Source organism: Pantoea sp. ABR1s, from assembly GCF_057812235.1.
Window position 1 is genome coordinate 3,662,584 of the sequence record NZ_CM173823.1, and the last position, 22,025, is coordinate 3,684,608.

27 protein-coding genes are annotated in these 22,025 nt (G+C 53.6%); 14 read left to right on the plus strand and 13 right to left on the minus strand.

Translation table 11 applies throughout. From position 1 onward, the window contains the following. The first annotated feature begins 1 nt into the window (after window position 1). Window positions 2-421 (plus strand): hotdog fold thioesterase, encoded by a 420-nt coding sequence (locus ACXKZD_RS17245; protein ID WP_029519501.1) that lies wholly within the window; start codon window positions 2-4, stop codon window positions 419-421. A 72-nt stretch (window positions 422-493) separates the two neighbouring features. Here ACXKZD_RS17245 and cgtA read toward each other — a convergent pair whose 3' ends face one another. The 3 genes from cgtA to rplU form a co-directional block, all read right to left on the minus strand. Then, a complete protein-coding gene (cgtA, locus tag ACXKZD_RS17250; RefSeq protein ID WP_003851092.1) occupies window positions 494-1,666 on the minus strand; it encodes an Obg family GTPase CgtA in 1,173 nt (390 codons plus the stop codon). Window positions 1,667-1,908: 242 nt separating this feature from the next. After that, complete coding sequence (gene rpmA / locus ACXKZD_RS17255; RefSeq protein WP_003851093.1) at window positions 1,909-2,166, minus strand: 50S ribosomal protein L27; 258 nt, start codon at window positions 2,164-2,166, stop codon at window positions 1,909-1,911. Window positions 2,167-2,181: 15 nt separating this feature from the next. Next, window positions 2,182-2,493, minus strand: a complete 312-nt coding sequence (gene rplU / locus ACXKZD_RS17260; protein ID WP_008925416.1) for a 50S ribosomal protein L21 — start codon at window positions 2,491-2,493, stop codon at window positions 2,182-2,184. A gap of 257 nt (window positions 2,494-2,750) precedes the next feature. Between rplU and ispB the strand changes: the two genes are divergently transcribed. Together ispB and ACXKZD_RS17270 are read left to right on the plus strand one after the other, a co-directional pair. After that, entirely contained in the window at window positions 2,751-3,722 is a 972-nt protein-coding gene (gene ispB / locus ACXKZD_RS17265; protein ID WP_008925415.1) for an octaprenyl diphosphate synthase, read from the plus strand. Between the two features lie 238 nt (window positions 3,723-3,960). Further along, window positions 3,961-4,245, plus strand: coding sequence for a helix-turn-helix domain-containing protein (locus ACXKZD_RS17270; RefSeq protein ID WP_022625265.1), 285 nt, complete (start codon window positions 3,961-3,963; stop codon window positions 4,243-4,245). A gap of 73 nt (window positions 4,246-4,318) precedes the next feature. Here ACXKZD_RS17270 and murA read toward each other — a convergent pair whose 3' ends face one another. The 8 genes from murA to ACXKZD_RS17310 all read right to left on the minus strand — a co-directional run bounded on the left by murA (window position 4,319) and on the right by ACXKZD_RS17310 (window position 9,353). Then, window positions 4,319-5,578, minus strand: coding sequence for a UDP-N-acetylglucosamine 1-carboxyvinyltransferase (murA, locus tag ACXKZD_RS17275; protein ID WP_010251868.1), 1,260 nt, complete (start codon window positions 5,576-5,578; stop codon window positions 4,319-4,321). A 66-nt stretch (window positions 5,579-5,644) separates the two neighbouring features. Beyond that, a complete protein-coding gene (ibaG, locus tag ACXKZD_RS17280) occupies window positions 5,645-5,902 on the minus strand; it encodes a BolA family iron metabolism protein IbaG (protein ID WP_010251880.1) in 258 nt (85 codons plus the stop codon). Between the two features lie 113 nt (window positions 5,903-6,015). Continuing rightward, on the minus strand, window positions 6,016-6,321 hold the full coding sequence (mlaB, locus tag ACXKZD_RS17285) for a lipid asymmetry maintenance protein MlaB (protein ID WP_010251883.1): 306 nt from the start codon (window positions 6,319-6,321) through the stop codon (window positions 6,016-6,018). Then, the gene (gene mlaC, locus ACXKZD_RS17290; protein WP_488981772.1) at window positions 6,321-6,956 is read right to left on the minus strand and encodes a phospholipid-binding protein MlaC; all 636 of its coding nucleotides are present in this window, start codon (window positions 6,954-6,956) and stop codon (window positions 6,321-6,323) included. Before mlaC ends, mlaB begins: the two co-directional genes overlap by 1 nt. A 15-nt stretch (window positions 6,957-6,971) precedes the next feature. Further along, entirely contained in the window at window positions 6,972-7,517 is a 546-nt protein-coding gene (mlaD, locus tag ACXKZD_RS17295) for an outer membrane lipid asymmetry maintenance protein MlaD (RefSeq protein ID WP_010251890.1), read from the minus strand. Window positions 7,518-7,521: 4 nt separating this feature from the next. After that, window positions 7,522-8,304 (minus strand): lipid asymmetry maintenance ABC transporter permease subunit MlaE, encoded by a 783-nt coding sequence (mlaE, locus tag ACXKZD_RS17300; protein WP_010251894.1) that lies wholly within the window; start codon window positions 8,302-8,304, stop codon window positions 7,522-7,524. A gap of 4 nt (window positions 8,305-8,308) precedes the next feature. Continuing rightward, window positions 8,309-9,124 (minus strand): phospholipid ABC transporter ATP-binding protein MlaF, encoded by an 816-nt coding sequence (gene mlaF / locus ACXKZD_RS17305; protein ID WP_010672012.1) that lies wholly within the window; start codon window positions 9,122-9,124, stop codon window positions 8,309-8,311. Beyond that, window positions 9,096-9,353 carry a hypothetical protein gene (locus tag ACXKZD_RS17310; RefSeq protein WP_124889623.1) on the minus strand — a complete coding sequence of 86 codons (258 nt, stop codon included), beginning with the start codon at window positions 9,351-9,353 and terminating at the stop codon, window positions 9,096-9,098. The genes mlaF and ACXKZD_RS17310 overlap by 29 nt, the downstream gene beginning before the upstream one ends. Here ACXKZD_RS17310 and ACXKZD_RS17315 point away from each other — a divergent pair. The 11 genes from ACXKZD_RS17315 to npr all read left to right on the plus strand — a co-directional run bounded on the left by ACXKZD_RS17315 (window position 9,352) and on the right by npr (window position 17,332). Next, complete coding sequence (locus ACXKZD_RS17315) at window positions 9,352-10,332, plus strand: calcium/sodium antiporter (protein WP_010251901.1); 981 nt, start codon at window positions 9,352-9,354, stop codon at window positions 10,330-10,332. The genes ACXKZD_RS17310 and ACXKZD_RS17315 overlap by 2 nt on opposite strands. A gap of 16 nt (window positions 10,333-10,348) precedes the next feature. After that, on the plus strand, window positions 10,349-11,332 hold the full coding sequence (gene kdsD, locus ACXKZD_RS17320) for an arabinose-5-phosphate isomerase KdsD (RefSeq protein WP_010251903.1): 984 nt from the start codon (window positions 10,349-10,351) through the stop codon (window positions 11,330-11,332). A gap of 13 nt (window positions 11,333-11,345) precedes the next feature. After that, window positions 11,346-11,912, plus strand: a complete 567-nt coding sequence (gene kdsC, locus ACXKZD_RS17325; protein WP_010251905.1) for a 3-deoxy-manno-octulosonate-8-phosphatase KdsC — start codon at window positions 11,346-11,348, stop codon at window positions 11,910-11,912. Next, the gene (gene lptC / locus ACXKZD_RS17330; RefSeq protein ID WP_010251907.1) at window positions 11,909-12,481 is read left to right on the plus strand and encodes an LPS export ABC transporter periplasmic protein LptC; all 573 of its coding nucleotides are present in this window, start codon (window positions 11,909-11,911) and stop codon (window positions 12,479-12,481) included. Before kdsC ends, lptC begins: the two co-directional genes overlap by 4 nt. Next, the gene (gene lptA / locus ACXKZD_RS17335; protein ID WP_010672013.1) at window positions 12,456-13,007 is read left to right on the plus strand and encodes a lipopolysaccharide ABC transporter substrate-binding protein LptA; all 552 of its coding nucleotides are present in this window, start codon (window positions 12,456-12,458) and stop codon (window positions 13,005-13,007) included. The genes lptC and lptA overlap by 26 nt, the downstream gene beginning before the upstream one ends. A gap of 5 nt (window positions 13,008-13,012) precedes the next feature. Further along, entirely contained in the window at window positions 13,013-13,738 is a 726-nt protein-coding gene (lptB, locus tag ACXKZD_RS17340) for an LPS export ABC transporter ATP-binding protein (RefSeq protein WP_003851107.1), read from the plus strand. A 48-nt stretch (window positions 13,739-13,786) separates the two neighbouring features. Then, window positions 13,787-15,220 (plus strand): RNA polymerase factor sigma-54, encoded by a 1,434-nt coding sequence (rpoN, locus tag ACXKZD_RS17345; protein WP_010251911.1) that lies wholly within the window; start codon window positions 13,787-13,789, stop codon window positions 15,218-15,220. Between the two features lie 21 nt (window positions 15,221-15,241). Further along, window positions 15,242-15,529, plus strand: coding sequence for a ribosome hibernation promoting factor (hpf, locus tag ACXKZD_RS17350; protein ID WP_010251913.1), 288 nt, complete (start codon window positions 15,242-15,244; stop codon window positions 15,527-15,529). A 152-nt stretch (window positions 15,530-15,681) separates the two neighbouring features. Next, entirely contained in the window at window positions 15,682-16,161 is a 480-nt protein-coding gene (gene ptsN, locus ACXKZD_RS17355; RefSeq protein WP_033787513.1) for a PTS IIA-like nitrogen regulatory protein PtsN, read from the plus strand. Window positions 16,162-16,208: 47 nt separating this feature from the next. Beyond that, window positions 16,209-17,063, plus strand: a complete 855-nt coding sequence (gene rapZ, locus ACXKZD_RS17360; RefSeq protein WP_010251920.1) for an RNase adapter RapZ — start codon at window positions 16,209-16,211, stop codon at window positions 17,061-17,063. Continuing rightward, complete coding sequence (npr, locus tag ACXKZD_RS17365) at window positions 17,060-17,332, plus strand: PTS phosphocarrier protein NPr (RefSeq protein ID WP_010251923.1); 273 nt, start codon at window positions 17,060-17,062, stop codon at window positions 17,330-17,332. Before rapZ ends, npr begins: the two co-directional genes overlap by 4 nt. A 3-nt stretch (window positions 17,333-17,335) precedes the next feature. Here the strand turns inward: npr and mtgA are convergent, their stop codons facing one another. Further along, window positions 17,336-18,055 (minus strand): monofunctional biosynthetic peptidoglycan transglycosylase, encoded by a 720-nt coding sequence (gene mtgA, locus ACXKZD_RS17370; protein WP_010251926.1) that lies wholly within the window; start codon window positions 18,053-18,055, stop codon window positions 17,336-17,338. An 888-nt stretch (window positions 18,056-18,943) separates the two neighbouring features. Continuing rightward, window positions 18,944-21,277, minus strand: a complete 2,334-nt coding sequence (arcB, locus tag ACXKZD_RS17375) for an aerobic respiration two-component sensor histidine kinase ArcB (protein WP_427053193.1) — start codon at window positions 21,275-21,277, stop codon at window positions 18,944-18,946. Window positions 21,278-22,025 lie beyond the last annotated feature (748 nt).

The window sequence follows — 22,025 nt, forward strand, 5'->3', positions numbered from 1 at the left end:
GATGACAGCGATCTGGAAGCGATCCATTGATCTTCCCGCCCTGAATGCGCTGGGTGAGAACTCTCTGGTGGCCCATCTGGGTATCGTTTTTACCCTGATAGGTGATGATTATCTGGAAGCGACGATGCCGGTCGATGCCCGTACGCAACAGCCGTTCGGGCTGCTGCATGGCGGTGCGTCCGTGGTGCTGGCGGAGTCGATGGGCTCAATTGCCGGATATCTGGCGGTTGAGGAAGGCAGCAGCGTGGTTGGCGTAGAAGTGAATGCCAGCCATCATCGTGCGGTTTCTGCCGGTCTGGTGCGGGGAATTTGCCGTCCACTGCATCTGGGTAAACGCAGTCAGAGCTGGCAGATTGAGATTCGGAACGGTCGGGATCAGCTGTGCTGCAGTGCGCGACTGAGTGTAGCGGTGATGAGCTAGCTGCAGAAAGAACAATGCCCCCTTTCAGGCCTGAAAGGGGGCATTGCATATCACGCTGTAGCAGGCGATCGGTTAACGCTGATAGATAATTTCAACGCCTTCGTCGTCTTCATCATCCCAGTCGTCATCCCACTCTTCATCTTCCACTTCAACCGTGTTTTCAATGGTTTCTTTGTGGTAATCGTCCCACATGAACTCCACTTTCTCCGGCTGCTTCTCTTCAAGCTCCGCTTCTTTCGGATTAGCGTTGATGAAGCTCATCACGTCCCAGCAGAGTTCGTTGACACCGGTACGGCTTGCGGCAGAAATCAGGTAATACTTATCTTCCCAGCCCAGTGCTTCAGCCACCGCTTTAGCCCGTGACTGCGCTTCTTCTTCACTGATCAGATCAATTTTGTTGAAGACCAGCCAGCGTGGCTTGTTGAACAGCTTCTCGCTGTACTTTTCCAGCTCGCCGAGAATGATGCGGGCATTTTCAACCGGATCGCTTTCATCGATGGGGTCGATGTCGATCAGGTGCAGCAACACGCGGCAGCGCTCAAGGTGCTTCAGGAAGCGAATGCCGAGGCCTGCGCCATCGGCTGCGCCTTCAATCAGGCCAGGGATATCGGCCACGACGAAGCTCTGCTCGCTGTCCATACGAACCACGCCCAGGCTCGGCACCAGCGTGGTAAACGGATAGTCCGCCACTTTTGGCTTCGCTGCCGATACGGCACGGATAAAGGTCGATTTACCGGCATTCGGTAAGCCCAGCATCCCGACATCTGCCAGCAGCATCAGCTCCAGCTGCAGATCGCGCTTTTCACCTGGGGTACCCATGGTTTTCTGGCGCGGACTGCGGTTTACAGATGATTTAAAGCGGGTGTTACCCAGGCCATGCCAGCCGCCTTTGCCGACCATCAGTTTCTGGCCGTGACGCGTCATGTCGCCCAGTGTCTCGCCGGTACCCTGATCGATAACCCGGGTGCCGACCGGCACTTTAACTTCGATATCTTTACCGCGTTTGCCAGTACAGTCGCGGCTCTGGCCGTTCTGCCCACGCTCGGCGCGGAAAGATTTTTCGAAACGATAATCGATAAGGGTGTTGAGGTTTTCATCAGCGATCAGATAAACGTCACCGCCGTCACCGCCATCACCCCCATCAGGGCCGCCTCTCGGGATATATTTTTCGCGGCGGAAGCTTACGCAACCATTACCGCCATCACCGGCGACGACCAAAATTGTCGCTTCATCTACAAACTTCATTTTCTATCTCCGTCACACAATCGCCTGCAGCACTCTGCAGACAGGTCCGCCAGGGTCTTCTGCGCTGACCAGCGGCGGATAAATCAGGATTGGCTTTCGCCAGTGCGTACATAAAGTGTACAGCAAACTTTTGTGATGCGTCGCTTTTACCGCAACAGACCGCAGAATGTAAAAAGCCCCGCAGGAGCTGCGGGGCCTTCAATTCGTGCGTTCAGACGTTAAACGTCTGCGTCACGACAACCTTACTCAGCAACGATGCTGATGTATTTACGGTTGTTCGGACCTTTAACTTCGAACTGTACTTTACCGTCTGCGGTAGCAAACAGGGTGTGGTCACGACCACAACCTACATTGGTACCGGCGTGGAATTTGGTGCCACGCTGACGAACGATGATGCTACCTGCCAGAACAGATTCGCCACCGAAACGTTTTACACCCAGACGTTTTGCATTGGAGTCACGACCATTTCGAGTCGAACCACCAGCCTTTTTATGTGCCATTTGTCAGATCTCCTCTTATGCCGTGATACCAGTGATTTTCACATCAGTGAACCACTGGCGATGGCCTGCTTGCTTACGGTAGTGCTTACGACGACGAAACTTAACGATCTTAATTTTCTCGCCACGACCGTGAGCAACAACTTCTGCCTTGATCATTCCGCCTGAAACCAGTGGCGCGCCGATTTTCACGTCTTCGCCATTAGCAATCATCAGAACCTGGTCAAACTCAATCGTTTCACCGGTTGCGATGTCCAGCTTTTCCAGGCGAACGGTCTGACCTTCGCTTACTCGGTGTTGTTTACCACCACTTTGGAAAACCGCGTACATATAAAACTCCGCTTCTGCGCTTGCCTTTTAGTTCATCAGGCGGCGCGCTAAATATTCACAATAGGGCGCGAATTCTACGCAAAACTCCAGAAGAAGACAAGAGCACTTTGCACACTCTTGCAGAAAAAAAACACAGGCTGAATGCAACCGTTTCTCAGGCAGAAAATTCAAGTACAATCAGTAACAGATTACCTGAACGCTGGCTGGGTAAAAGCACTTACCATGGCAGAGATAACGAGTCATAGCTGAAAAGACGAATGAACTTAGAACAGATTAATGAATTAACCGCACAGGATATGGCTGCCGTTAACCAGACCATCCTCGACCAGCTGAATTCAGATGTCTCGCTCATCAACCAGTTGGGCTACTACATCATCAGTGGTGGGGGCAAGCGTATCCGTCCCATGATTGCCGTGCTATCCGCACGTGCCATGGGCTACAAGGGCGATCTTCACGTGACCAATGCGGCGCTGATCGAATTTATCCACACCGCCACGCTGCTGCATGACGATGTCGTGGATGAATCCGATATGCGTCGTGGCAAAGCGACCGCGAACGCGGCGTTTGGCAATGCGGCAAGCGTGCTGGTCGGTGATTTTATTTACACCCGCGCCTTCCAGATGATGACCAGCATGGGTTCGCTGCGTATCCTGGCGCTGATGTCAGAAGCGGTAAACGTGATTGCTGAGGGCGAAGTCCTGCAGCTGATGAACGTCAACGATCCCGACATCACCGAAGAGAGTTACATGCGCGTGATTTACAGCAAGACCGCGCGTCTGTTTGAAGCGGCCTCGCAGGCCTCGGCGATACTGGCTGAAGCCACACCTGAAGAGGAAAAAGCGCTACAGGATTATGGGCGCTATCTGGGCACCGCTTTCCAGTTAATTGACGACTTACTGGATTACAGTGCTGACGGCGAGACGCTGGGCAAAAATACCGGCGATGATCTGAGTGAAGGCAAACCCACGCTGCCACTGCTGCATGCTATGCAGCACGGCTCACCTGAGCAGGCGAAGATGATCCGTGAAGCCATTGAGCAGGGAAATGGCCGCCATCTGCTGGAACCGGTACTGGAAGCGATGAATCAGTGTGGTTCACTCGAATGGACGCGCAGCCGCGCCGAACAGGAAGCGGATAAAGCCATTGAAGCCTTGCGTATTCTGCCCGAATCGCCGTGGCGCAGTGCGCTGGAGTCGCTGGCGCACATGTCAGTTCAGCGCGATTTCTGATCCCTCACGGAGCCTGACAGGCTCCGTTTTTACGTCCCTGCTCTCACTTCTTTTTGTTACCTCTTAGCTGTTGCACTCCTTTTGCATGCCACCCCACAGATCAGATGCTGGATCCAAATATTACTGGAAACTAATGGGAACTATTTGCTATAAAAACCTCAATCTTTCCAGATAACGGTAAAAAGGAAAGCTCACGTCCTGCGGGACGACGCAATGACAGGGAAAAGGAGAACAGGATATGCAAAAAAGGATGGAAGACTGGCACCCGGCTGACATTATCGCGGCGCTGCATAAGCGTGGAATGACACTCGCGGCGCTGTCACGCGCAGCAGGTCTCAGTTCATCAACGCTGGCTAATGCGCTCACGCGTCCATGGCCCAAGGGCGAATGGTTGATCGCTGACGCGATCAAGGTTCATCCTTGTGAGATCTGGCCCAGCCGCTATTACGATCCCGAGACCCACTGCCTGCTGGATCGCAGAAAACGTATCCGGGCGCCTGTCGATCATTCCGATACCGCCTGAAAACTCAGGCGATCCTCAGGCGAAAAAAAACCAGCCCCCAAAGGGGGCTGGCTCTTTCAGAGCATCTGCGGGATTACTCTTCGCTGACGCGCTCGATGTTTGCGCCCATGGCTTTCAGCTTATCTTCGATGTGCTCATAGCCACGATCGATGTGATAAATGCGATCAACAAACGTCGTTCCTTCCGCAATACAACCGGCCAGAACCAGGCTGGCAGACGCACGCAAATCGGTCGCCATCACCTGCGCACCTGACAGGGTTTCAACCCCATGACAGATCGCCGTGTTGCTCTCAATCTCAGCATGTCCGCCCATACGAATCAGTTCCGGGATATGCATGAAACGGTTTTCGAAGATGGTTTCGGTAATCACGCCCGTGCCTTCCGCGACCATGTTTAACAGTGTGAACTGCGCCTGCATATCGGTCGGGAAACCTGGATGCGGTGCAGTGCGCACATTGACCGCTTTTGGCCGCTTGCCGTGCATATCCAGACTGATCCAGTCTTCGCCGGTTTCGATATCGGCACCCGCATCACGCAGCTTGGCCAGCACAGCATCCAGCGTATCCGGCTGGGTTTTGTGACACATCACTTTGCCACCCGAAATGGCGGCAGCCACCAGGAAGGTACCGGTTTCGATACGATCCGGCAGGACACGATAAACACCGCCACCCAGACGCTCTACGCCTTCGATGGTGATTTTATCGCTGCCTGCACCACTGATTCTGGCGCCCAGGGTGTTAAGGAAGTTGGCGGTATCGACAATTTCCGGCTCACGCGCCGCATTCTCAATCACGGTGGTACCGGTCGCCAGCGTCGCAGCACTCATGATGGTCACGGTCGCGCCGACGCTGATTTTGTCCATGACAATCAGTGCGCCCTTCAGGCGGCCATTGACTGACGCTTTCACGTAGCCCTCTTCCAGCTTGATCTCGGCACCCAGCTGTTCAAGACCGGTGATGTGCAGATCAACCGGACGCGCGCCGATAGCGCAGCCACCCGGCAGGGAAACCTGACCCTGACCAAAACGCGCCACCAGCGGGCCCAGCGCCCAGATTGAGGCACGCATGGTTTTGACCAGATCGTAAGGCGCACAAAATACATCTACCGCGCTGGCATCGACATGCACAGAACCGTTGCGTTCCACCTTCGCACCCAGCTGGCTCAGCAGCTTCATGGTGGTATCAATGTCGCGCAGCTTTGGCACATTCTGGATCTCGACCGGCTCTTCAGCCAGCAGCGCAGCAAACAGAATAGGAAGCGCGGCGTTCTTTGCCCCGGAAATGGTTACTTCACCACTTAAGCGGGTGGGGCCTTGCACACGAAATTTGTCCATTAACACGGCTCTCAATTAACTAGCTAAAGATTGGACTCGCCAGCGACGAGTTCACCACGCTGGGGATCAGAAACCGTTGAGTTTACGGTCACGCGCCCATTCAGCGGGAGTATAGGTTTTGATAGAGACAGCATGAATGCGGTTATCCGCGATAAATTCCATCAGCGGCGCGTAGACAGCCTGCTGCTTTTTCACGCGGCTCAGTTCGCCAAACAGTTCGCCTACGGCGATCACCTGAAAATGGCTGCCATCATTGCTCATCACATGCACTTCATCTAAAGGCAATGCTGCCATCAGCACGGCCTGAATTTCACTGTTTTCCATTGGGCTTAACTTCACTTAATAATAATAAGGCTGACATAGTAGAGGAAAGCGGCTGACTCTTAAATACGCAAAAGCCCCTGTTGAAAACAGGGGCTTAGCATAACAACCGGAAATCAGGCGCTTTTATCCGCAGAAACAATAATCTGTTGCAGATTGTAAAGCGTTATCAGCGAATGCAGTTTGTCGCTGATGCCCGTAAAGCGAGGGGTAATACCCTGTGCCCGCGCGATTTCCCGCAGGTGCACCAGCAGGGCAAGCCCGGAAGAGTCCACACGCTCCAGCGCCGCGACGTCGATGGTATCGACATCTTTAATCAGCGTTTCACGTTGCTGCCACAGGCTCATCAGCGTGTCGCGATCCAGTTCGCCTTTCAGTAATAGCGTGCTGGCTTCCCGCTCCCAGCGTAACGATTCGTGCATTATTGTTGTTTATCCAGCGTGATTGGCTGTGCCGCAGAAGATTTCAGCTGCGCCGTCAGACCATCGATACCTTTGGTACGTAACAGATCGCTCCACTCATTTTGTTTGGTGGTGATCATGCTGACGCCTTCAGCGATCATGTCATACGCCTGCCAGTTACCGCTCTGGCTGTTTTTACGCCACTGGAAGTCAAGGCGAACCGGCGGACGACCATTGGGATCGATAATGGAAACGCGAATAGCGACAATCTGGGCATCGCCTAACGGCTGCTCAGGTTGAATCTTGTAGCTCTGTCCGTTGTACAGTGCCAGTGCCTGACCATAAGCCTGCGCCAGATAGTCACCAAAGGCGCTGAAGTAGGCTTCACGCTGAGCGGGCGTCGAATCACGATAGTAGCGGCCCAGCACTAACGCGCCCGCATATTTGATCTGTACATAAGGCAGCAGCTCCTGACGCACAATCTGACGCAGGTAGTTAGGGTCCTGCTTGATTTTCGGCTGCTCGTTTTTCAGACGGGTGAACGTCTTTTGCGCCGCTTCATTCATCAGTTTGTAGGGGTTGCTCTGATCGGCTGCGGTTGCCGTCAGCGGTACCGCAACCACCAGCATGGCAATCATCAGTAAACGTTTAAACATGGTATACCCTCTTCTTTAAGGTTGAGCCGGTGCCGCAGGCGCAGCACTGTCGCCTTCCTGCGCATCCTTGTTTTCACTGTTTTGTTTATTATCGCCGCTCTTATAAAGGAACTGACCGATCAGGTCTTCGAGCACCATGGCGGATTTCGTATCGCGCAGCGTATCGCCATCTTTCAGCATCGCCGAACCCAGTTCAGGATCGTCAAATCCTAAATTGAGTGCCAGGAATTGCTCACCCAGTAGTCCCTGAGTGCGAACCGCCAGCGAGCTGGTGTCTGAAATTTTATTCGCATACTGATCGCTGATGTCCATGGTGACACGCGGCAGCAGCGTTTTCGGCTCTAACTCAATGTCGGTCACCCGGCCAATCACCACCCCACCAATCTTGACCGGCGAACTGGCTTTGAGACCACCAATATTGTCAAAGGTGGCGTAGAGCTTCCACGTCGGCTCGGTGCCCATTGACTTTAAATCGGCGACGCGCAGCGCGAGAAACAGCGCCGCCAGCAACGCCATAATCATAAATATGCCAACCCAGATTTCGCTTTTTTTGCTTTGCATTGCATCAATTCCCAAACATCAGTGCTGTCAGCACAAAATCCAATCCGAGCACCGCCAGTGACGCGTGCACCACAGTGCGCGTCGTCGCGCGACTGATCCCTTCAGAGGTTGGAATCGCATCATAGCCGTTAAACAGCGCAATCCACGTCACGGTAATGGCAAATACCGCACTTTTAATCAGGCAGTTAACCACATCGGCACGAAAATCGACGGCATTCTGCATCGCCGACCAGAAGAAACCAGGATCAATCCCTTTCCAGCTCACCCCGACCAGCGCCCCACCGGCAATCCCTACCGCGGTAAAAATCAGCGTCAGTAACGGCATACTGATAAAACCGGCCCAGAAGCGCGGCGAGACCACCCGGCGCAACGGGTCAACCGCCATCATCTCCATACTGGAGAGCTGTTCGGTGGCCTTCATCAGGCCGATTTCGGCGGTCAGCGCAGACCCTGCCCGTCCGGCGAACAGCAGCGCGGTCACAACCGGCCCCAGTTCGCGCAGCAATGACAGCGCCACCAGCATACCGAGGCTGGTTTCCGCGCCATAGGTGTTTAAGACCAGATAACCCTGAAGGCCAAGCACCATGCCGATAAACAGACCGGAAACCACGATGATCAGCAGCGACAGCACGCCGACGCTATAAAGTTGTTTAATCAGTAGCGGCGTGTGTCTGCGGAACGCTGGCTTGCCCACCAGCGCATGAAAGAGCATGAGTCCTGCGCGTCCAAAACTGGCGCACGTTTCAATTCCCTGACGTCCAAATGTCGCCAGCGCCTTCAACACCATCAGTTTAGTTACTCCCTGAGCCGGTTAAATCAGCGAGATAGTCGCCGGCAGGAAAACGGAAGGGAACCGGACCATCCGCATCGCCATCAATAAACTGGCGAACGCGCGGGTCATTGTTCGCTCGCAACTCCGGCGTGGTGCCGTGTGCGATAATTTTTTGTCCGGCCACGATATAGGCATAGTCCGCAATACTCAGTACTTCCGGTACGTCGTGCGAGACCACAATACAGGTCAGGCCCAGAGCATGGTTCAGTTCATCAATGAGTTTTACCAGCACGCCCATCGTGATCGGATCCTGACCGACGAAAGGCTCATCAAACATGATCAGTTCCGGCTCCAGCGCGATAGCGCGCGCCAGTGCCACACGACGCGCCATTCCGCCCGACAGCTCCGCGGGCTTCAGCTGGGCCGCGCCACGCAGACCCACCGCTTCCAGCTTCATCAGCACTGTGCTGTGCAGCAACGGAGGAGGCAGACGGGTATGTTCACGCAGCGGCCAGGCAACATTTTCATAGACCGTCAGGTCAGTAAACAGCGCGCCAGACTGGAACAGCATGCTCATTTTTTTGCGCGCTTCGTACAATTTAGTGCGAGACAGTGACGGAATGTTTTCACCACGGAAAAAGATTTCACCGCGGGTCGGCTGAAGTTGCCCCCCAATCAAGCGTAGCAGCGTGGTTTTTCCTATCCCCGACGGCCCCATTATCGCCGTCACTTTGCCTTTCGGCACGGTCAGCGAAATGTCATCGAAGATGGTGCGATCTCCGCGCGAAAAACTCACGCCACGAACCTCAACCAGATTCGATTGCTGCTGGATCATTATAACCTCTTGTAAGGATCGGGCGTAAACATGGGGTACGATGGTAGCCTGTTCGGTCCTGATTCACGATAGCTTTACAGAAACTTACCGCTAAGATTTGGCGAAAATGGTCATTAAATTTACTTTTGCCGTCCGGACGGTCAAAATCAGCGCCTGTCTCGCCAAACAGAACCTTAAACCGGTCGGGAAAGGCATTGCCGGCCTGGGTTTTTACGCAAGGATTTTTCATGTTCGTAGCTTCTGCACTGCTGATTATCGGTTTGCTTTTACTGGCATATGGTGCCGATCGTCTGGTGTTTAGCGCCTCTATACTGTGTCGATCATTTGGCATCCCGCCACTGATTATTGGCATGACCGTTGTCAGCATCGGCACCTCGCTGCCAGAGATGATCCTCTCCTTTTCCGCCGCGCAGCATGGCCAGATGGATCTTGCTGTTGGCACCGCGCTCGGCTCGAATATTACCAATATTTTACTCATCCTGGGTGCCGCTGCGCTTATGCACCCGCTCAGCGTCCATTCTAATCTGATACGCCGTGAACTGCCGTTAATGTTGCTGGTTACCCTGCTCAGCGGTTTCATGCTGTTTGACAATCAGCTTAGTCGACTGGATGGAATAGGCCTGATCGCCATTGCCGCGATTTATCTGATGGTGGTGATTCGCATTGCGCGTAAAGCAGAACGGGATAACAACGACACCCTGACCCGCGAGCAGCTGGCCGAGCTGCCACGCGAAGAGAGCGGAAATACGGTGGCCTTTCTCTGGCTGGCCGTCGCGCTGATTATCCTGCCGATGTCGACACGAATGGTGATCGACAATGCCACGGCGTTTGCCGACTATTTTGGCGTCAGCGAACTGGTGATGGGCCTGACGCTGATCGCCGTGGGCACCAGCCTGCCCGAGCTGGCAACGGTTATTGCCGGTGCGCTGAAAGGCGAAGATGATATCGCGATCGGCAATCTGATCGGCGCCAACATTTATAATATTGCCATTGTGCTGGGTCTGCCGGCGCTGATTCACCCTGGCAGTGTCGATTATCACGCCTTTGCCCGTGATTACTGGGTGATGCTGGGAGTCAGCGTGCTGTTTGCCCTGCTCTGCCTGCTACGTCGCCGCCGCGTTGGCCGAACGGCAGGCTTATTTTTACTCTGTGGTTTCTTCGTCTGGGTGACGCTGCTGTGGATGCAGCCGGCATTCATGGACGGCTAACAAGGACAGACTCACTATGTCATATCAGCAACCAACAGCATTTGATTTCCAGCAGGCGGGGAAAACCGTACTGCGCATTGAGCGCGAAGGTCTGGAACAACTCGATCAATATATTAACGACGATTTCGCCCGCGCCTGCGCCCTGATCTACGCCTGTCAGGGTAAAGTGGTGGTGATGGGCATGGGCAAGTCTGGCCATATCGGCAAAAAAATGGCGGCGACCTTTGCCAGTACTGGCACGCCCGCTTTTTTTGTTCATCCGGCCGAAGCCAGCCATGGCGATCTGGGCATGGTGAGCAAAAATGATGTGGTCATCGCCATCTCCAACAGCGGTGAGTCGAACGAAATCCTCGCGCTGATTCCGGTTTTAAAGCGTCAGCACATTACGCTGATCTGCATGACCGGACGGCCTGACAGTGCGATGGGCCGGGTTGCCGATGTGCATCTGTGTGTCCATGTTCCGCAGGAAGCCTGCCCGCTGGGTCTGGCACCGACCACCAGCACCACGGCCACGCTGGTGATGGGTGACGCGCTGGCGGTTTCGCTGCTGGAAGCGCGCGGCTTCACCGCCGAAGACTTTGCTTTGTCCCATCCTGGCGGTGCGCTGGGCCGTAAACTGCTGCTGCATGTGGCTGATATCATGCACAGTGGCGATGAACTGCCGCACGTCACACGGGACGCCTCGCTGCGCGATGCGCTGCTGGAGATTACCCGCAAAAATCTGGGGCTGACGGTGATCGTCGACGACCTGATGAAAATTGAAGGTATCTTTACCGATGGTGACCTGCGCCGCATCTTTGATATGGGCATCGATTTCCAGCGCGCCACCATCGGGGAAGTGATGACGCCAGGTGGCATCCGCGTCCGGCCTAATATGCTGGCAGTGGAAGCCCTGAACCTGATGCAGACCAAAAACATTACCTCGATTCTGGTGGCCGATGACGACCATCTGCTCGGTGTGGTACATATGCATGACATGCTGCGCGCTGGCGTAGTCTGAACAGGAAGAGAAAATGCAACAGGCAACCCACCCGATTGAAACCTGCTACGGCCCGGTCAGCGCTGACGTTATGGCGCGCGCCAGCAGGATTCGTCTGCTGATCTGCGATGTCGATGGCGTGATGTCCGACGGAGTGATCTACATGGGGAATAATGGCGAAGAGCTGAAGGCATTCAACGTGCGGGACGGTTACGGCGTTCGCTGTTTGCTGACCTCCGATGTGGAAGTGGCTATTATTACCGGCCGCAATGCCCGTCTGATGGAAGATCGCTGCAAAACGCTCGGCATCCGTCATCTTTATCAGGGACAATCGGATAAGCTTTTGGCCTATCGTGAACTTCTGGATAAACTGTCTCTTTCCGACGACCAGGTCGCCTACATTGGTGACGATCTGATCGACTGGCCGGTTATGGCGAAAGTGGGTTTAAGCGTGGCGGTGGCGGATGCACATCCGATCCTGTTGCCGCGCGCGCATTATGTCACGCGGATTGCCGGTGGACGCGGTGCAGTTCGCGAAGTATGTGACCTGATCTTAATGGCGCAGAACAAATTTGAGGATGCCAAAGGGCAATCAGTATGAGTAAAAGCAGGCGTTGGATAACGCTGATTCTGACCTTGATTGCACTGGTTTTGATCGGCTGGAATCTTACTAACCAGGATGACGATGGCACGCCAGTCGGCACGGACAGTCAGTCACCGACCTATACCAGTGCTGATTCACACACTGTGGTTTATAACCCGCAGGGCGCGCTGTCATATAAACTGGTCTCTGACAAAGTGACCTATTTTTCGGATGATGAACTGAGCTGGTTCGACAATCCGGTCATGACCACCTTTGATGAGAACAAAATCCCTACCTGGACGTTACGCGCGGATAAAGCAAAGCTCACCAAAGATCGTATGCTTTACCTGTATGGCCATGTTGAGCTGAATACGCTGACGCAGGATTCTCAGCTTGAGCGGATCAAAACCGATAACGCCCAGATTAACCTTGTCACTCAGGATGTTACCTCTGATGACCAGGTGACATTGTATGGCCGCAGTTTTAACTCCACCGGCATGAAAATGCGCGGCAATTTACGGACAAAAAACGCCGAGTTAATCGAGAAGGTCAAAACCTCTTATGAAATTCAAAATGAACAAAAATAGCCTGAAGCTTTTACTGGCCAGCATGCTGCTGGCAACCAGCGTTCCGGCGCTGGCTCTGACCGGTGACTCGGACAAGCCCGTCAATATTGACTCGCAGAATCAGGCGCTGGATTTGCAAGGCAATGTCGCGACCTTTACCGGCAATGTCATCGTGACGCAGGGCTCAATTAAAATCACGGCAGATAAAGTCGTGGTGACCCGTCCGGGCGGCGACAGCAAGAAAACCATCGTTGATGCCTACGGTAATCCCGCCACCTTCTATCAGATGCAGGACAGCGGTAAGCCGGTGCAAGGCCATGCCGCAAAACTGCACTATGAACTGGCTAATGATTTCGTTGAACTGACCGGCAATGCGTTCATTGAGCAGCAGGACAGCAACATCAAAGGCGATCGTATTACCTACCTGGTGAAAGAGCAGAAAATGCAGGCTTTCAGTCAGGGTCAGAACAAGCGCGTCACGACTGTACTGGTGCCGTCGCAACTTCAGGACAAAGGTTCGTCCAACAGCGGAAAGAAGAGTAACTGATAGCTATGGCCACATTAATCGCAGAAAACCTGGCGAAGGCATATAAGGGCCGTCGCGTGGTAGAAGATGTCAGCCTGCAGGTCAAATCCGGAGAGATTGTCGGCCTGCTGGGCCCGAACGGTGCAGGTAAAACCACCACCTTTTACATGGTAGTGGGCATTGTGCCGCGTGACGCTGGCCGCATTATTATTGATGATGAAGATATCAGCATCCTGCCGCTGCATGCCCGTGCGCGTCGTGGCATCGGCTATCTGCCGCAGGAGGCATCGATCTTCCGTCGCCTCAGCGTCTACGATAACCTGATGGCGGTCTTGCAGATCCGTGACGACCTGACCGAAGAGCAACGCCAGGATCGTGCTCGTGAGCTGATGGAAGAGTTTCACATTGAGCACCTGCGCGACAGCATGGGCCAGGCACTTTCGGGTGGTGAGCGACGTCGTGTTGAGATTGCGCGGGCGCTGGCGGCTAATCCTAAATTTATACTGCTGGATGAACCTTTTGCCGGTGTTGACCCCATCTCCGTTATCGATATTAAGAAGATCATTGAGCATCTGCGTGACAGCGGCCTCGGTGTGCTGATTACCGACCATAACGTACGCGAAACGTTAGCGGTCTGTGAGCGGGCTTATATCGTCAGCCAGGGGCACCTGATCGCACACGGCACACCGAATGAAATTCTTGCGGATGAGCAGGTTAAGCGGGTTTATTTGGGTGAAGAGTTCAGACTCTGATAAGGTGTCGTTAATACCGATGTTTACCTGGGAACGATCATCCTGTCTATGAAGCAAGGTTTACAACTCAGGTTCAGCCAACAGCTGGCAATGACTCCGCAATTGCAACAGGCGATTCGCCTGCTGCAACTCTCTACGCTTGAACTCCAGCAGGAGCTTCAGCTTGCGCTGGAAAGTAATCCGCTGCTTGAGCAGACTGACCTGCATGAAGAGATCGATTCACGGGAGTCTTCAGAGGCCGAGGCGCTGGATACACGCGAAGCGCTTGAGCAGAAAGAGATGCCTGATGAACTGCCGCTGGATGCGACCTGGGATGAGATCTACACCGCGGGTACGCCTTCCGGCACCGGCACCGATTACCAGGATGATGAGTTACCGGTTTATCAGGGCGAAACAACCCAGTCGCTGCAGGATTATCTGATGTGGCAGGTCGGACTGACGCCGTTCAGCGATACCGATCGCGCCATTGCCACCTCTATTGTCGATGCTATTGATGACACCGGGTATCTCACCGTTTCGCTTGAGGAGATCCTTGACAGCATCGGCGATGATGAGCTCGAAGCGGATGAAGTTGAAGCGGTGCTGAAACGCATCCAGCGCTTTGACCCGATTGGTGTTGGCGCGCGCGACCTGCGTGACTGCCTGCTGGTGCAGCTTTCACAATATGCGCCCGAAACGCCGATGCTGGCAGAGGCGCGTCTGATCGTCAGCGAACATCTCGATCTGCTGGCAAACCACGACTTCCGCAGCCTGATGCGGGTCACACGCCTCAAAGAAGAGGTGCTGAAAGAGGCGATGCTGCTGATTCAGTCGCTGGACCCGCGTCCGGGTCAGTCGATCAACACCGGCGAACCAGAATATGTCATTCCCGATGTGCTGGTGCGTAAGATCGGCAGCCGCTGGACGGTTGAACTCAATGCCGATAGCGTGCCACGTCTGAAGATCAATCAGCACTATGCGGCAATGAGCGGCGCGACGCGGAACGACAGCGACAGCCAGTTCATTCGCAGTAATCTACAGGAAGCCCGCTGGCTGATTAAGAGCCTGGAAAGCCGCAATGATACCCTGCTGAAAGTGACGCGCTGTATTGTTGAGCAGCAGCAGGCCTTTTTCGAGCAGGGTGAAGAATTTATGCGCCCGATGGTGCTGGCGGATATCGCCCAGGCCGTTGAGATGCACGAATCGACCATCTCCCGCGTTACCACGCAGAAGTATCTGCACAGCCCGCGTGGCATTTTTGAACTGAAGTACTTTTTCTCCAGTCACGTGAATACCGAAGGTGGCGGTGAAGCCTCCTCTACCGCGATTCGTGCCCTGGTGAAAAAATTAATTTCGGCGGAAAATCCAGCCAAACCCTTGAGCGACAGTAAACTGACCTCCATGTTATCTGATCAGGGGATCATGGTGGCACGGCGTACCGTCGCCAAATATCGTGAGTCTTTATCCATCCCGCCATCGAACCAGCGTAAACAACTGGTTTGAAAGAAATGAGAAGGAAGACCTATGCAGCTGAACCTGACCGGGCAACACGTTGAAATCACTCCACCTCTGCGTGAATTCGTCAACGGTAAATTTGCCAAACTGGAACACTATTTTGAACATATCAATCAGGTCTATATTGTCCTGAAGGTTGAGAAAGTCACGCAGGTGGCTGACGCAACACTACACGTGAATGGTGGCGAGCTGCACGCCACATCCGAAGCGGAAGATATGTATGCGGCCATTGACGGACTGATCGATAAGCTCACCCGTCAGCTGACCAAACACAAAGATAAACTGAAAAAACACTAACCTTCACGCTAGCGACGCGCGCCTGGCGCGCAGAGCCGACAGGATGGGGCGGATAATCCGCCCCGTTTTGTCATCTGAGCAGGCGCCGTTTGTCACACGCGTCAATACGCGCTGGCGGTGAATGGCCTGGTGAACACGCAAGTGAAACGATAATGAACAACGATCTCACACTGGAATTGAGCACAGTGCTTTCGCCAGACTGCACCCGCAGCGGCGTCCACTGCCAGAGCAAAAAACGTGCGCTGGAAATCATCAGCGAACTGGCCGCTAAGCAGCTCAACCTGCCGCACCAGACGCTTTTCGAAGCGATCCTGACCCGCGAACGCATGGGCAGTACCGGTATTGGTAACGGGATAGCCATCCCGCACGGCAAGCTGGAAGAGGATACGCTGCGCGCGGTTGGGGTGTTTATCAGCCTCGAACAGCCGATTGCGTTTGATGCCGTCGACAACCAGCCGGTCGATCTGTTGTTTGCCTTACTGGTCCCGGCTGACCAGTGCAAAACACATCTGCACACCCTGTCACTGGTGGCAAAGCGTCTGGCAGATAAAACGGTTTGCCGTCGTCTGCGCGCAGCGCAGAGTGATGAAGAGCTCTATGCCATTATTACGGAAGTCCAGTCGGATCAGTAACGCGTCTTTACCGGCCGGGTGCCGGTTTTAAAACGGGAGAGAAGGTCATGGTGCTGATGATCGTTAGCGGTCGTTCAGGCTCGGGGAAGTCAGTGGCGCTCCGTGCGCTGGAAGATATGGGGTTCTACTGCGTTGATAACCTGCCGGTCGTGCTGCTGCCTGAGTTAGCTAACTCGCTGGCTGAGCGCAATATTTCGGCGGCGGTCAGCATCGACGTGCGTAATATGCCCGAATCCCCGGAAATTTTTGAAACCGCACTGAATAATCTGCCTGATACATTTTCCCCTCAGCTGCTGTTTCTCGACGCCGATCGCAACACCCTGATTCGTCGTTACAGCGATACGCGCCGTCTGCATCCCCTCTCCAGCAAAAACCTCTCGCTGGAGAGCGCGATTGATGAAGAGAGCGATCTGCTGGAGCCACTTCGTTCGCGTGCCGATCTGATCATCGACACCTCAGAGATGTCGGTGCACGAGCTGGCAGAGATGCTGCGTACCCGCCTGCTGGGCAAGCGTGAACGTGAGCTGACCATGGTGTTTGAGTCGTTTGGCTTCAAGCATGGCATTCCGATTGACGCTGACTATGTATTTGACGTGCGCTTTCTGCCCAACCCCCACTGGGATCCCAAACTGCGCCCGATGACCGGCCTCGATCGTCCTGTGGCGGCCTTCCTTGATCGCCACACTGAAGTGCATAATTTTATCTACCAGACGCGCAGCTACCTTGAACTCTGGCTGCCGATGCTGGAGACCAATAACCGTAGCTATCTTACCGTGGCGATTGGCTGCACCGGCGGTAAACACCGCTCAGTCTATATTGCAGAACAGCTGGCAGATTACTTCCGTTCACGGGGTAAGAATGTGCAGTCACGCCATCGTACGCTGGAAAAGCGCAAATCATGACCGTCAGACAAACTGTAGAAATCAAAAATAAGCTGGGCATGCATGCACGTCCGGCGATGAAGTTATTTGAGCTGGTGCAGAGCTTTGATGCCGAAGTATTACTGCGCAATGAAGCGGGCACTGAAGCCGAAGCCAGCAGCGTGATTGCGCTGCTGATGCTCGACTCGGCAAAAGGCGGCCACATTGAGATTGAAGCCAGCGGCCCGGAGGAGATTCCGGCGCTGGCAGCGGTCATTGAGTTATTTGAAGCGGGTTTCGATGAAGATTAACGCTTAATCGAGCTGATTACGCTGCAGGAAGCCTTCCCCGCCAAGCTGGCGCATCTGACGCAGTATCCACTGCTGCCGCTCTCTGACATAGCCTGAGGGTGCAGCAGCACGATAACGTATCGGATTAGGCAGCACCGCTGCCAGTAAGGCGGCATCTGCTGCGGTCAGCCGGCTGGCAGGCTTATGGAAATAACGCTGAGAAGCCGCCTCAACGCCAAAGATGCCGGGCCCGAACTCCGCAATATTGAGATAGACGGTTAAAATACGCCGCTTCGTCCAGACCGTTTCAATTCCTACCGTCAGACCCGCTTCCAGACCTTTACGCACCCAGCTGCGACCATCCCAGAGGAACAGATTCTTCGCCGTCTGTTGAGACAGCGTGGACGCCCCACGCATCCGGCTATCGCTGTTATCCAGTACAGACTCAATCGCCGCCACATCAAAGCCCCAATGGGTGGGAAACTTTTGATCTTCTGAGGCGATAACGGCCAGCCCCATCCAGGGCGAAATCTCGTCATGGCCGACCCAGTCTGAATGGGCGACATAACTAAAATCACCGCGTAACCAGGCTCCGATCTGTCGTTCAGCCATCACCGCTGAGAACGGCACGGGTAAGAACGAAAAGAGTAGAATGCCCGCCAGCCATATTCCCAGCCACACCAGTACGATACGACCAACAATACGTCTGATACGCTGTCCGACGCTTCCTTTATGCTTGTTCATGCAATCTTCCCACACTTGTTTCAGACGTTAATCAATCACTCATGTAATCACTGCTAAAAAAGTAGCCTTTTTACGATTATCGCTGAAAACTGACAGGCTGTTTCCAGACTTTATTCAATCATTTTGCATCAACATGCTGCAACAGTTCGAAATAGTTCAAGTACTTCCGCAAAAAAGGAATCGGTTCCATTCATTGCCATTGCTTAGCATCTTTCCAGATAAACACTTAATAATGAGTAATAAGCGCCCGCATGAATCATTTACTATGCTTAACTGTTATTATTTTCTTAATCCTGCCGCGCCCAAAGGTTAATCAGAATTATCGTTATAACGGATAAATAAGCAGCGCTTAATGGCGTCACGGGTTGCCAGAATGGCACTATTTCCTTCCAGTAATAACCCTGATAGCAGAACGACAGAAGGACAAACTTTTAGATTCTTTTTTATCATTCCAAATCGTTTTGGATAATTCGTGTCATTTCAGGCAGCGCGCTTGCAATATCAGCGCGTTAGCCTCACTCAAAAGGCAAATGTTAACGGCGGCTCACTTTGGTGCTGCTCAGCCTCAGTTTCCCTGCCCGGCAGCATTAAAACTACACGAAAAAGCGTAAAACTGATTAAAATAGCAGCAACACAGCACAGAAATTAATTCCTTACTTGACTGTGTTGCCAAATTAATGTTTTCTGTATTTAAACGCTGCTCAATATCACAAATTTTAATGAATCTTGTCGCCTGAGAAGATGAATTTGCTAAGGTGATGACAGTGTTAACCAATACCCTGCGGCTGCATTAATTATTCAAATCATAGCGGCCGCAATGATTTCCCTGGTGTTGGCGCAGTATTTCGCGCACCCCGGCCTCGGCTGGGGTCATTTTTTTCCGGGGTATCACTTATCCTGCTCTGCCACCCAGTCGCGTAATACCTGCACATCGTGTCGCCATTCATGCTTCAGCTCATCAATCCATTCACCCACATTGTCCCACCACGCCGGTAACTCCGGACTCTGAATCTGTTTCGCCAGCATCTGCAAACGCTGCAGCCCGACCGAACCCGCCGCCCCTTTGATTTTGTGTCCCTCTTCAGCAATGCCTTTCTGATCGCGCGCCATCAGATTCGACTCCAGCACCGCAAGGTAGTCCGGCATCATCTTTTCAAACATCGTCAGGCTTTGGGTAATCAGGCTGGGACCAACCAGCTCGATATACTGTTCGAGCATCGCGACATCCAGCAGCATCCGGGTTTTGTCATCGCTGACATCAGCGATCTCCTTTTCCGGTTCTGCCTGATAATCCCAGTACTTTTTAATCATCGCAGTGAGTGCCGGCACTGCCAGCGGTTTGCTGAGCACGTCATCCATTCCCGCATCGAAGTACTCTTTTTTGTCTTTGAGAACATTGGCGGTAAGAGCAACCAGCGGGGGCAGATGCGTTCCCTGGTAGTGCTGGCGAATCGCACGTGAGACATCCAGCCCGGTCATATCGGGCAGCTGAATGTCCAGCAGCACCAGGTCAAACTCCAGCGGGTCAAACATCGCCAGCGCCTCGCTGCCGGTCATGGCGACCTCTACACTGCAGCCCAGCTTCTCCAGTACCGAGCGCGCCACAATCACATTGAGCTCAATATCTTCAACCAGCAGCACGTGCAGCGCAGGCAGTGGCAGGCTGTCGTCCACGCCTTCATCCTCCACCTCTTCAGCAATGCGTGGCGCTTTAATCTCTACGGTGAAGCAGGAACCCTGTCCCGGCGCACTGTGCACGCGGATATCACCGCCCATCGCCTGCGCCAGGCGGCGTGATACTGCCAGTCCGATGCCGGTACCGGTAGCCGGTTTACCACCATGCTGATCTTTGACCTGATAATACATAGCGAAGATCTTGTCCTGCTCCTCCTGACGGATACCCATGCCGGAGTCCTGCACCTCAAAGCGCAGCGTCTCGTCCTGCTCATAGGTTACCCGCACCACGATCTCGCCCTGCTGGGTGAACTTCACGGCGTTACCAATCAGGTTCCACAGAATCTGGCGCAGACGCGTTCCATCGGTCGAGATCATATGCGGCAGCGGCAGTTGCGGCGCGAGCACAAACTTCAGCCCTTTCGGCTGAGCCAGCAGGCCAGAGAGGTTTTCTAAATCGGCCAGGAAACCGGTGAAGTCGAGCGGCTGATTATCCAGCTGTACTTTACGGCGCTCGATTTTGTCCACCTCAATCACATCATTAAAGATGTTGCCCAGCGTGATGGCAGAGACGTGGATGGTTTTCAGGTATTTCAGCTGTTCCTGATTAAGGTCGGTGTCCAGCAGGATGCGGCTCAGGCCGACAATGCCATTAAGCGGCGTACGAAGCTCGTGGCTGATCGTAGAGATAAAGGTGGTCTTCTCACGGCTGGCGTTCTCTAACGCGTCCTGGTAGCGCTTACGTTCGGTTATATCGCGGCCAAAGCCCATCAATCCGCTGCGCTTACCCACGCGGTCGTAGTAAGGCACTTTACGGATCTCGAAGCAGGCTTTGCGTCCGTCGGGATATTGCAGCCACTGTTCATAGGTCAGCGAGACGTTGTGGCGGAATACCTTTTCGTCCGTTTCCAGCACCTTAGTGGCCGCTTCATCATCATAGATATCGCGCGGCGTCAGGCCAATCAGCTGCTTTTCGCTTTTGCCGGTCAGCAGCTCCATTGCACGGTTGCAGCCGGAGAACTGTTTATCGATGTTGCGATAGAACACCAGGTCAGGCGAGGCATCCAGGAAGGAGCGCAGGAAGGAGGATTGCTGTTCCAGCTCAATCTGTGCCTGCTCACGACGCGTTACCTCTTCACGCAGCTTATCCATCACCTGTTCGCGTGCCAGTTCCGCCTTTTTACGATCGCTGATCTCCTGATTCAGCTGCGTAATGGTCTCTTTCATCTGCTGATTGAGTTCCAGATCGCGGGTACGCATCTCTTCCAGCTTATCCACCAGCCGTGCCAGGCGTTGCCGTGACTCCTCCAGCTGATCGACCACCACCGAGAGAAAATAGACCGCCCAGGGCGTGATCAGCAGCCCGAAGAAGACCGAACGCACCACGTCAATACTCTCGACATGGCCCCGCAGTACCATCGTGACCGCCATCTGGACAATCATCGCCAGCACCACCAGCGCAGACGCCAGCAGCAGCGAGAACCTCACCAGTCCAAGCTTCACCATTAAATCAACGTAGTACTGCGCCAACAGACGAATTTGTTTCATAACAACTCCCTGGAAGAGAAACAGCCTCATAATAGCGCAGTTAACCCGCTGCCGTCGCAGCACGTCGCGTGGAGATAAGGGATCAAATGCGCTTTTATGGTGCAGCAGCCTCGCCGATCGGCGACGTTAAGGACAAAGCGGTTAAAACCCTTGACTGACTGTGCCAAATGAATAATCTGTAAGGCCGCCAGCGAATCACCGATTTCTCTGTACGGCCTTTTTTCAATATCCTGGCAGCGTCCTGTTGCACAGGCACACCCTTTTATATGCATATCCATTCATCTTTAATGCTGTTTTAAGCATGCCCATGCTGATTAATTTTTCTTATAACCAACCGCGGTTTCATTCAAATAACCGGACATAAGAAAAACAGATACATGCTATGCATCATGGGTGCTGAACAGCATTTAATGCTGCTTAACACCCTGTCACCAGCATGGTGCAGAGATCTGACGCCTGCACTACAGTGAGTCAGTTCACATTTATCGGCCTGTCGCCAGGCACCAGAGTGATACATTTTAAACCTAAAAAATTACTAAATTCATACACTTAAGCAGATAAAACGCATGATAATCCCGTCTGACCACCCTATTTGACCTGATTACGCTTTCCCGATAAGTTGGAAATCCGCTGAAAGCTTTCCAGACGGGCCATTGTCTCGGCATATCTATGCAACAAGAAGACTCCCGCGTGGTTTAAGTCATCTCCTTTAAGAGACCGGAAATCAGAGAGCAGCTCAATTAAGGAC

Coding starts and splice junctions, on each gene's coding strand:
- mlaB (WP_010251883.1), bottom strand. CDS start 6,321: ATGCACGAATCGTTACGCTGGGAGCGGGAAGCCAGCACGCTATTACTG.
- lptB (WP_003851107.1), top strand. CDS start 13,013: ATGGCCACATTAATCGCAGAAAACCTGGCGAAGGCATATAAGGGCCGT.
- hpf (WP_010251913.1), top strand. CDS start 15,242: ATGCAGCTGAACCTGACCGGGCAACACGTTGAAATCACTCCACCTCTG.
- lptA (WP_010672013.1), top strand. CDS start 12,456: ATGAAATTCAAAATGAACAAAAATAGCCTGAAGCTTTTACTGGCCAGC.
- mlaE (WP_010251894.1), bottom strand. CDS start 8,304: ATGGTGTTGAAGGCGCTGGCGACATTTGGACGTCAGGGAATTGAAACG.
- ispB (WP_008925415.1), top strand. CDS start 2,751: ATGAACTTAGAACAGATTAATGAATTAACCGCACAGGATATGGCTGCC.
- lptC (WP_010251907.1), top strand. CDS start 11,909: ATGAGTAAAAGCAGGCGTTGGATAACGCTGATTCTGACCTTGATTGCA.
- ptsN (WP_033787513.1), top strand. CDS start 15,682: ATGAACAACGATCTCACACTGGAATTGAGCACAGTGCTTTCGCCAGAC.
- npr (WP_010251923.1), top strand. CDS start 17,060: ATGACCGTCAGACAAACTGTAGAAATCAAAAATAAGCTGGGCATGCAT.
- mlaC (WP_488981772.1), bottom strand. CDS start 6,956: ATGTTTAAACGTTTACTGATGATTGCCATGCTGGTGGTTGCGGTACCG.
- cgtA (WP_003851092.1), bottom strand. CDS start 1,666: ATGAAGTTTGTAGATGAAGCGACAATTTTGGTCGTCGCCGGTGATGGC.
- ACXKZD_RS17315 (WP_010251901.1), top strand. CDS start 9,352: ATGTTCGTAGCTTCTGCACTGCTGATTATCGGTTTGCTTTTACTGGCA.
- ACXKZD_RS17270 (WP_022625265.1), top strand. CDS start 3,961: ATGCAAAAAAGGATGGAAGACTGGCACCCGGCTGACATTATCGCGGCG.
- mtgA (WP_010251926.1), bottom strand. CDS start 18,055: ATGAACAAGCATAAAGGAAGCGTCGGACAGCGTATCAGACGTATTGTT.
- kdsC (WP_010251905.1), top strand. CDS start 11,346: ATGCAACAGGCAACCCACCCGATTGAAACCTGCTACGGCCCGGTCAGC.
- rplU (WP_008925416.1), bottom strand. CDS start 2,493: ATGTACGCGGTTTTCCAAAGTGGTGGTAAACAACACCGAGTAAGCGAA.
- rapZ (WP_010251920.1), top strand. CDS start 16,209: ATGGTGCTGATGATCGTTAGCGGTCGTTCAGGCTCGGGGAAGTCAGTG.
- kdsD (WP_010251903.1), top strand. CDS start 10,349: ATGTCATATCAGCAACCAACAGCATTTGATTTCCAGCAGGCGGGGAAA.
- rpmA (WP_003851093.1), bottom strand. CDS start 2,166: ATGGCACATAAAAAGGCTGGTGGTTCGACTCGAAATGGTCGTGACTCC.
- arcB (WP_427053193.1), bottom strand. CDS start 21,277: ATGAAACAAATTCGTCTGTTGGCGCAGTACTACGTTGATTTAATGGTG.
- murA (WP_010251868.1), bottom strand. CDS start 5,578: ATGGACAAATTTCGTGTGCAAGGCCCCACCCGCTTAAGTGGTGAAGTA.
- ibaG (WP_010251880.1), bottom strand. CDS start 5,902: ATGGAAAACAGTGAAATTCAGGCCGTGCTGATGGCAGCATTGCCTTTA.
- ACXKZD_RS17310 (WP_124889623.1), bottom strand. CDS start 9,353: ATGAAAAATCCTTGCGTAAAAACCCAGGCCGGCAATGCCTTTCCCGAC.
- ACXKZD_RS17245 (WP_029519501.1), top strand. CDS start 2: ATGACAGCGATCTGGAAGCGATCCATTGATCTTCCCGCCCTGAATGCG.
- rpoN (WP_010251911.1), top strand. CDS start 13,787: ATGAAGCAAGGTTTACAACTCAGGTTCAGCCAACAGCTGGCAATGACT.
- mlaD (WP_010251890.1), bottom strand. CDS start 7,517: ATGCAAAGCAAAAAAAGCGAAATCTGGGTTGGCATATTTATGATTATG.
- mlaF (WP_010672012.1), bottom strand. CDS start 9,124: ATGATCCAGCAGCAATCGAATCTGGTTGAGGTTCGTGGCGTGAGTTTT.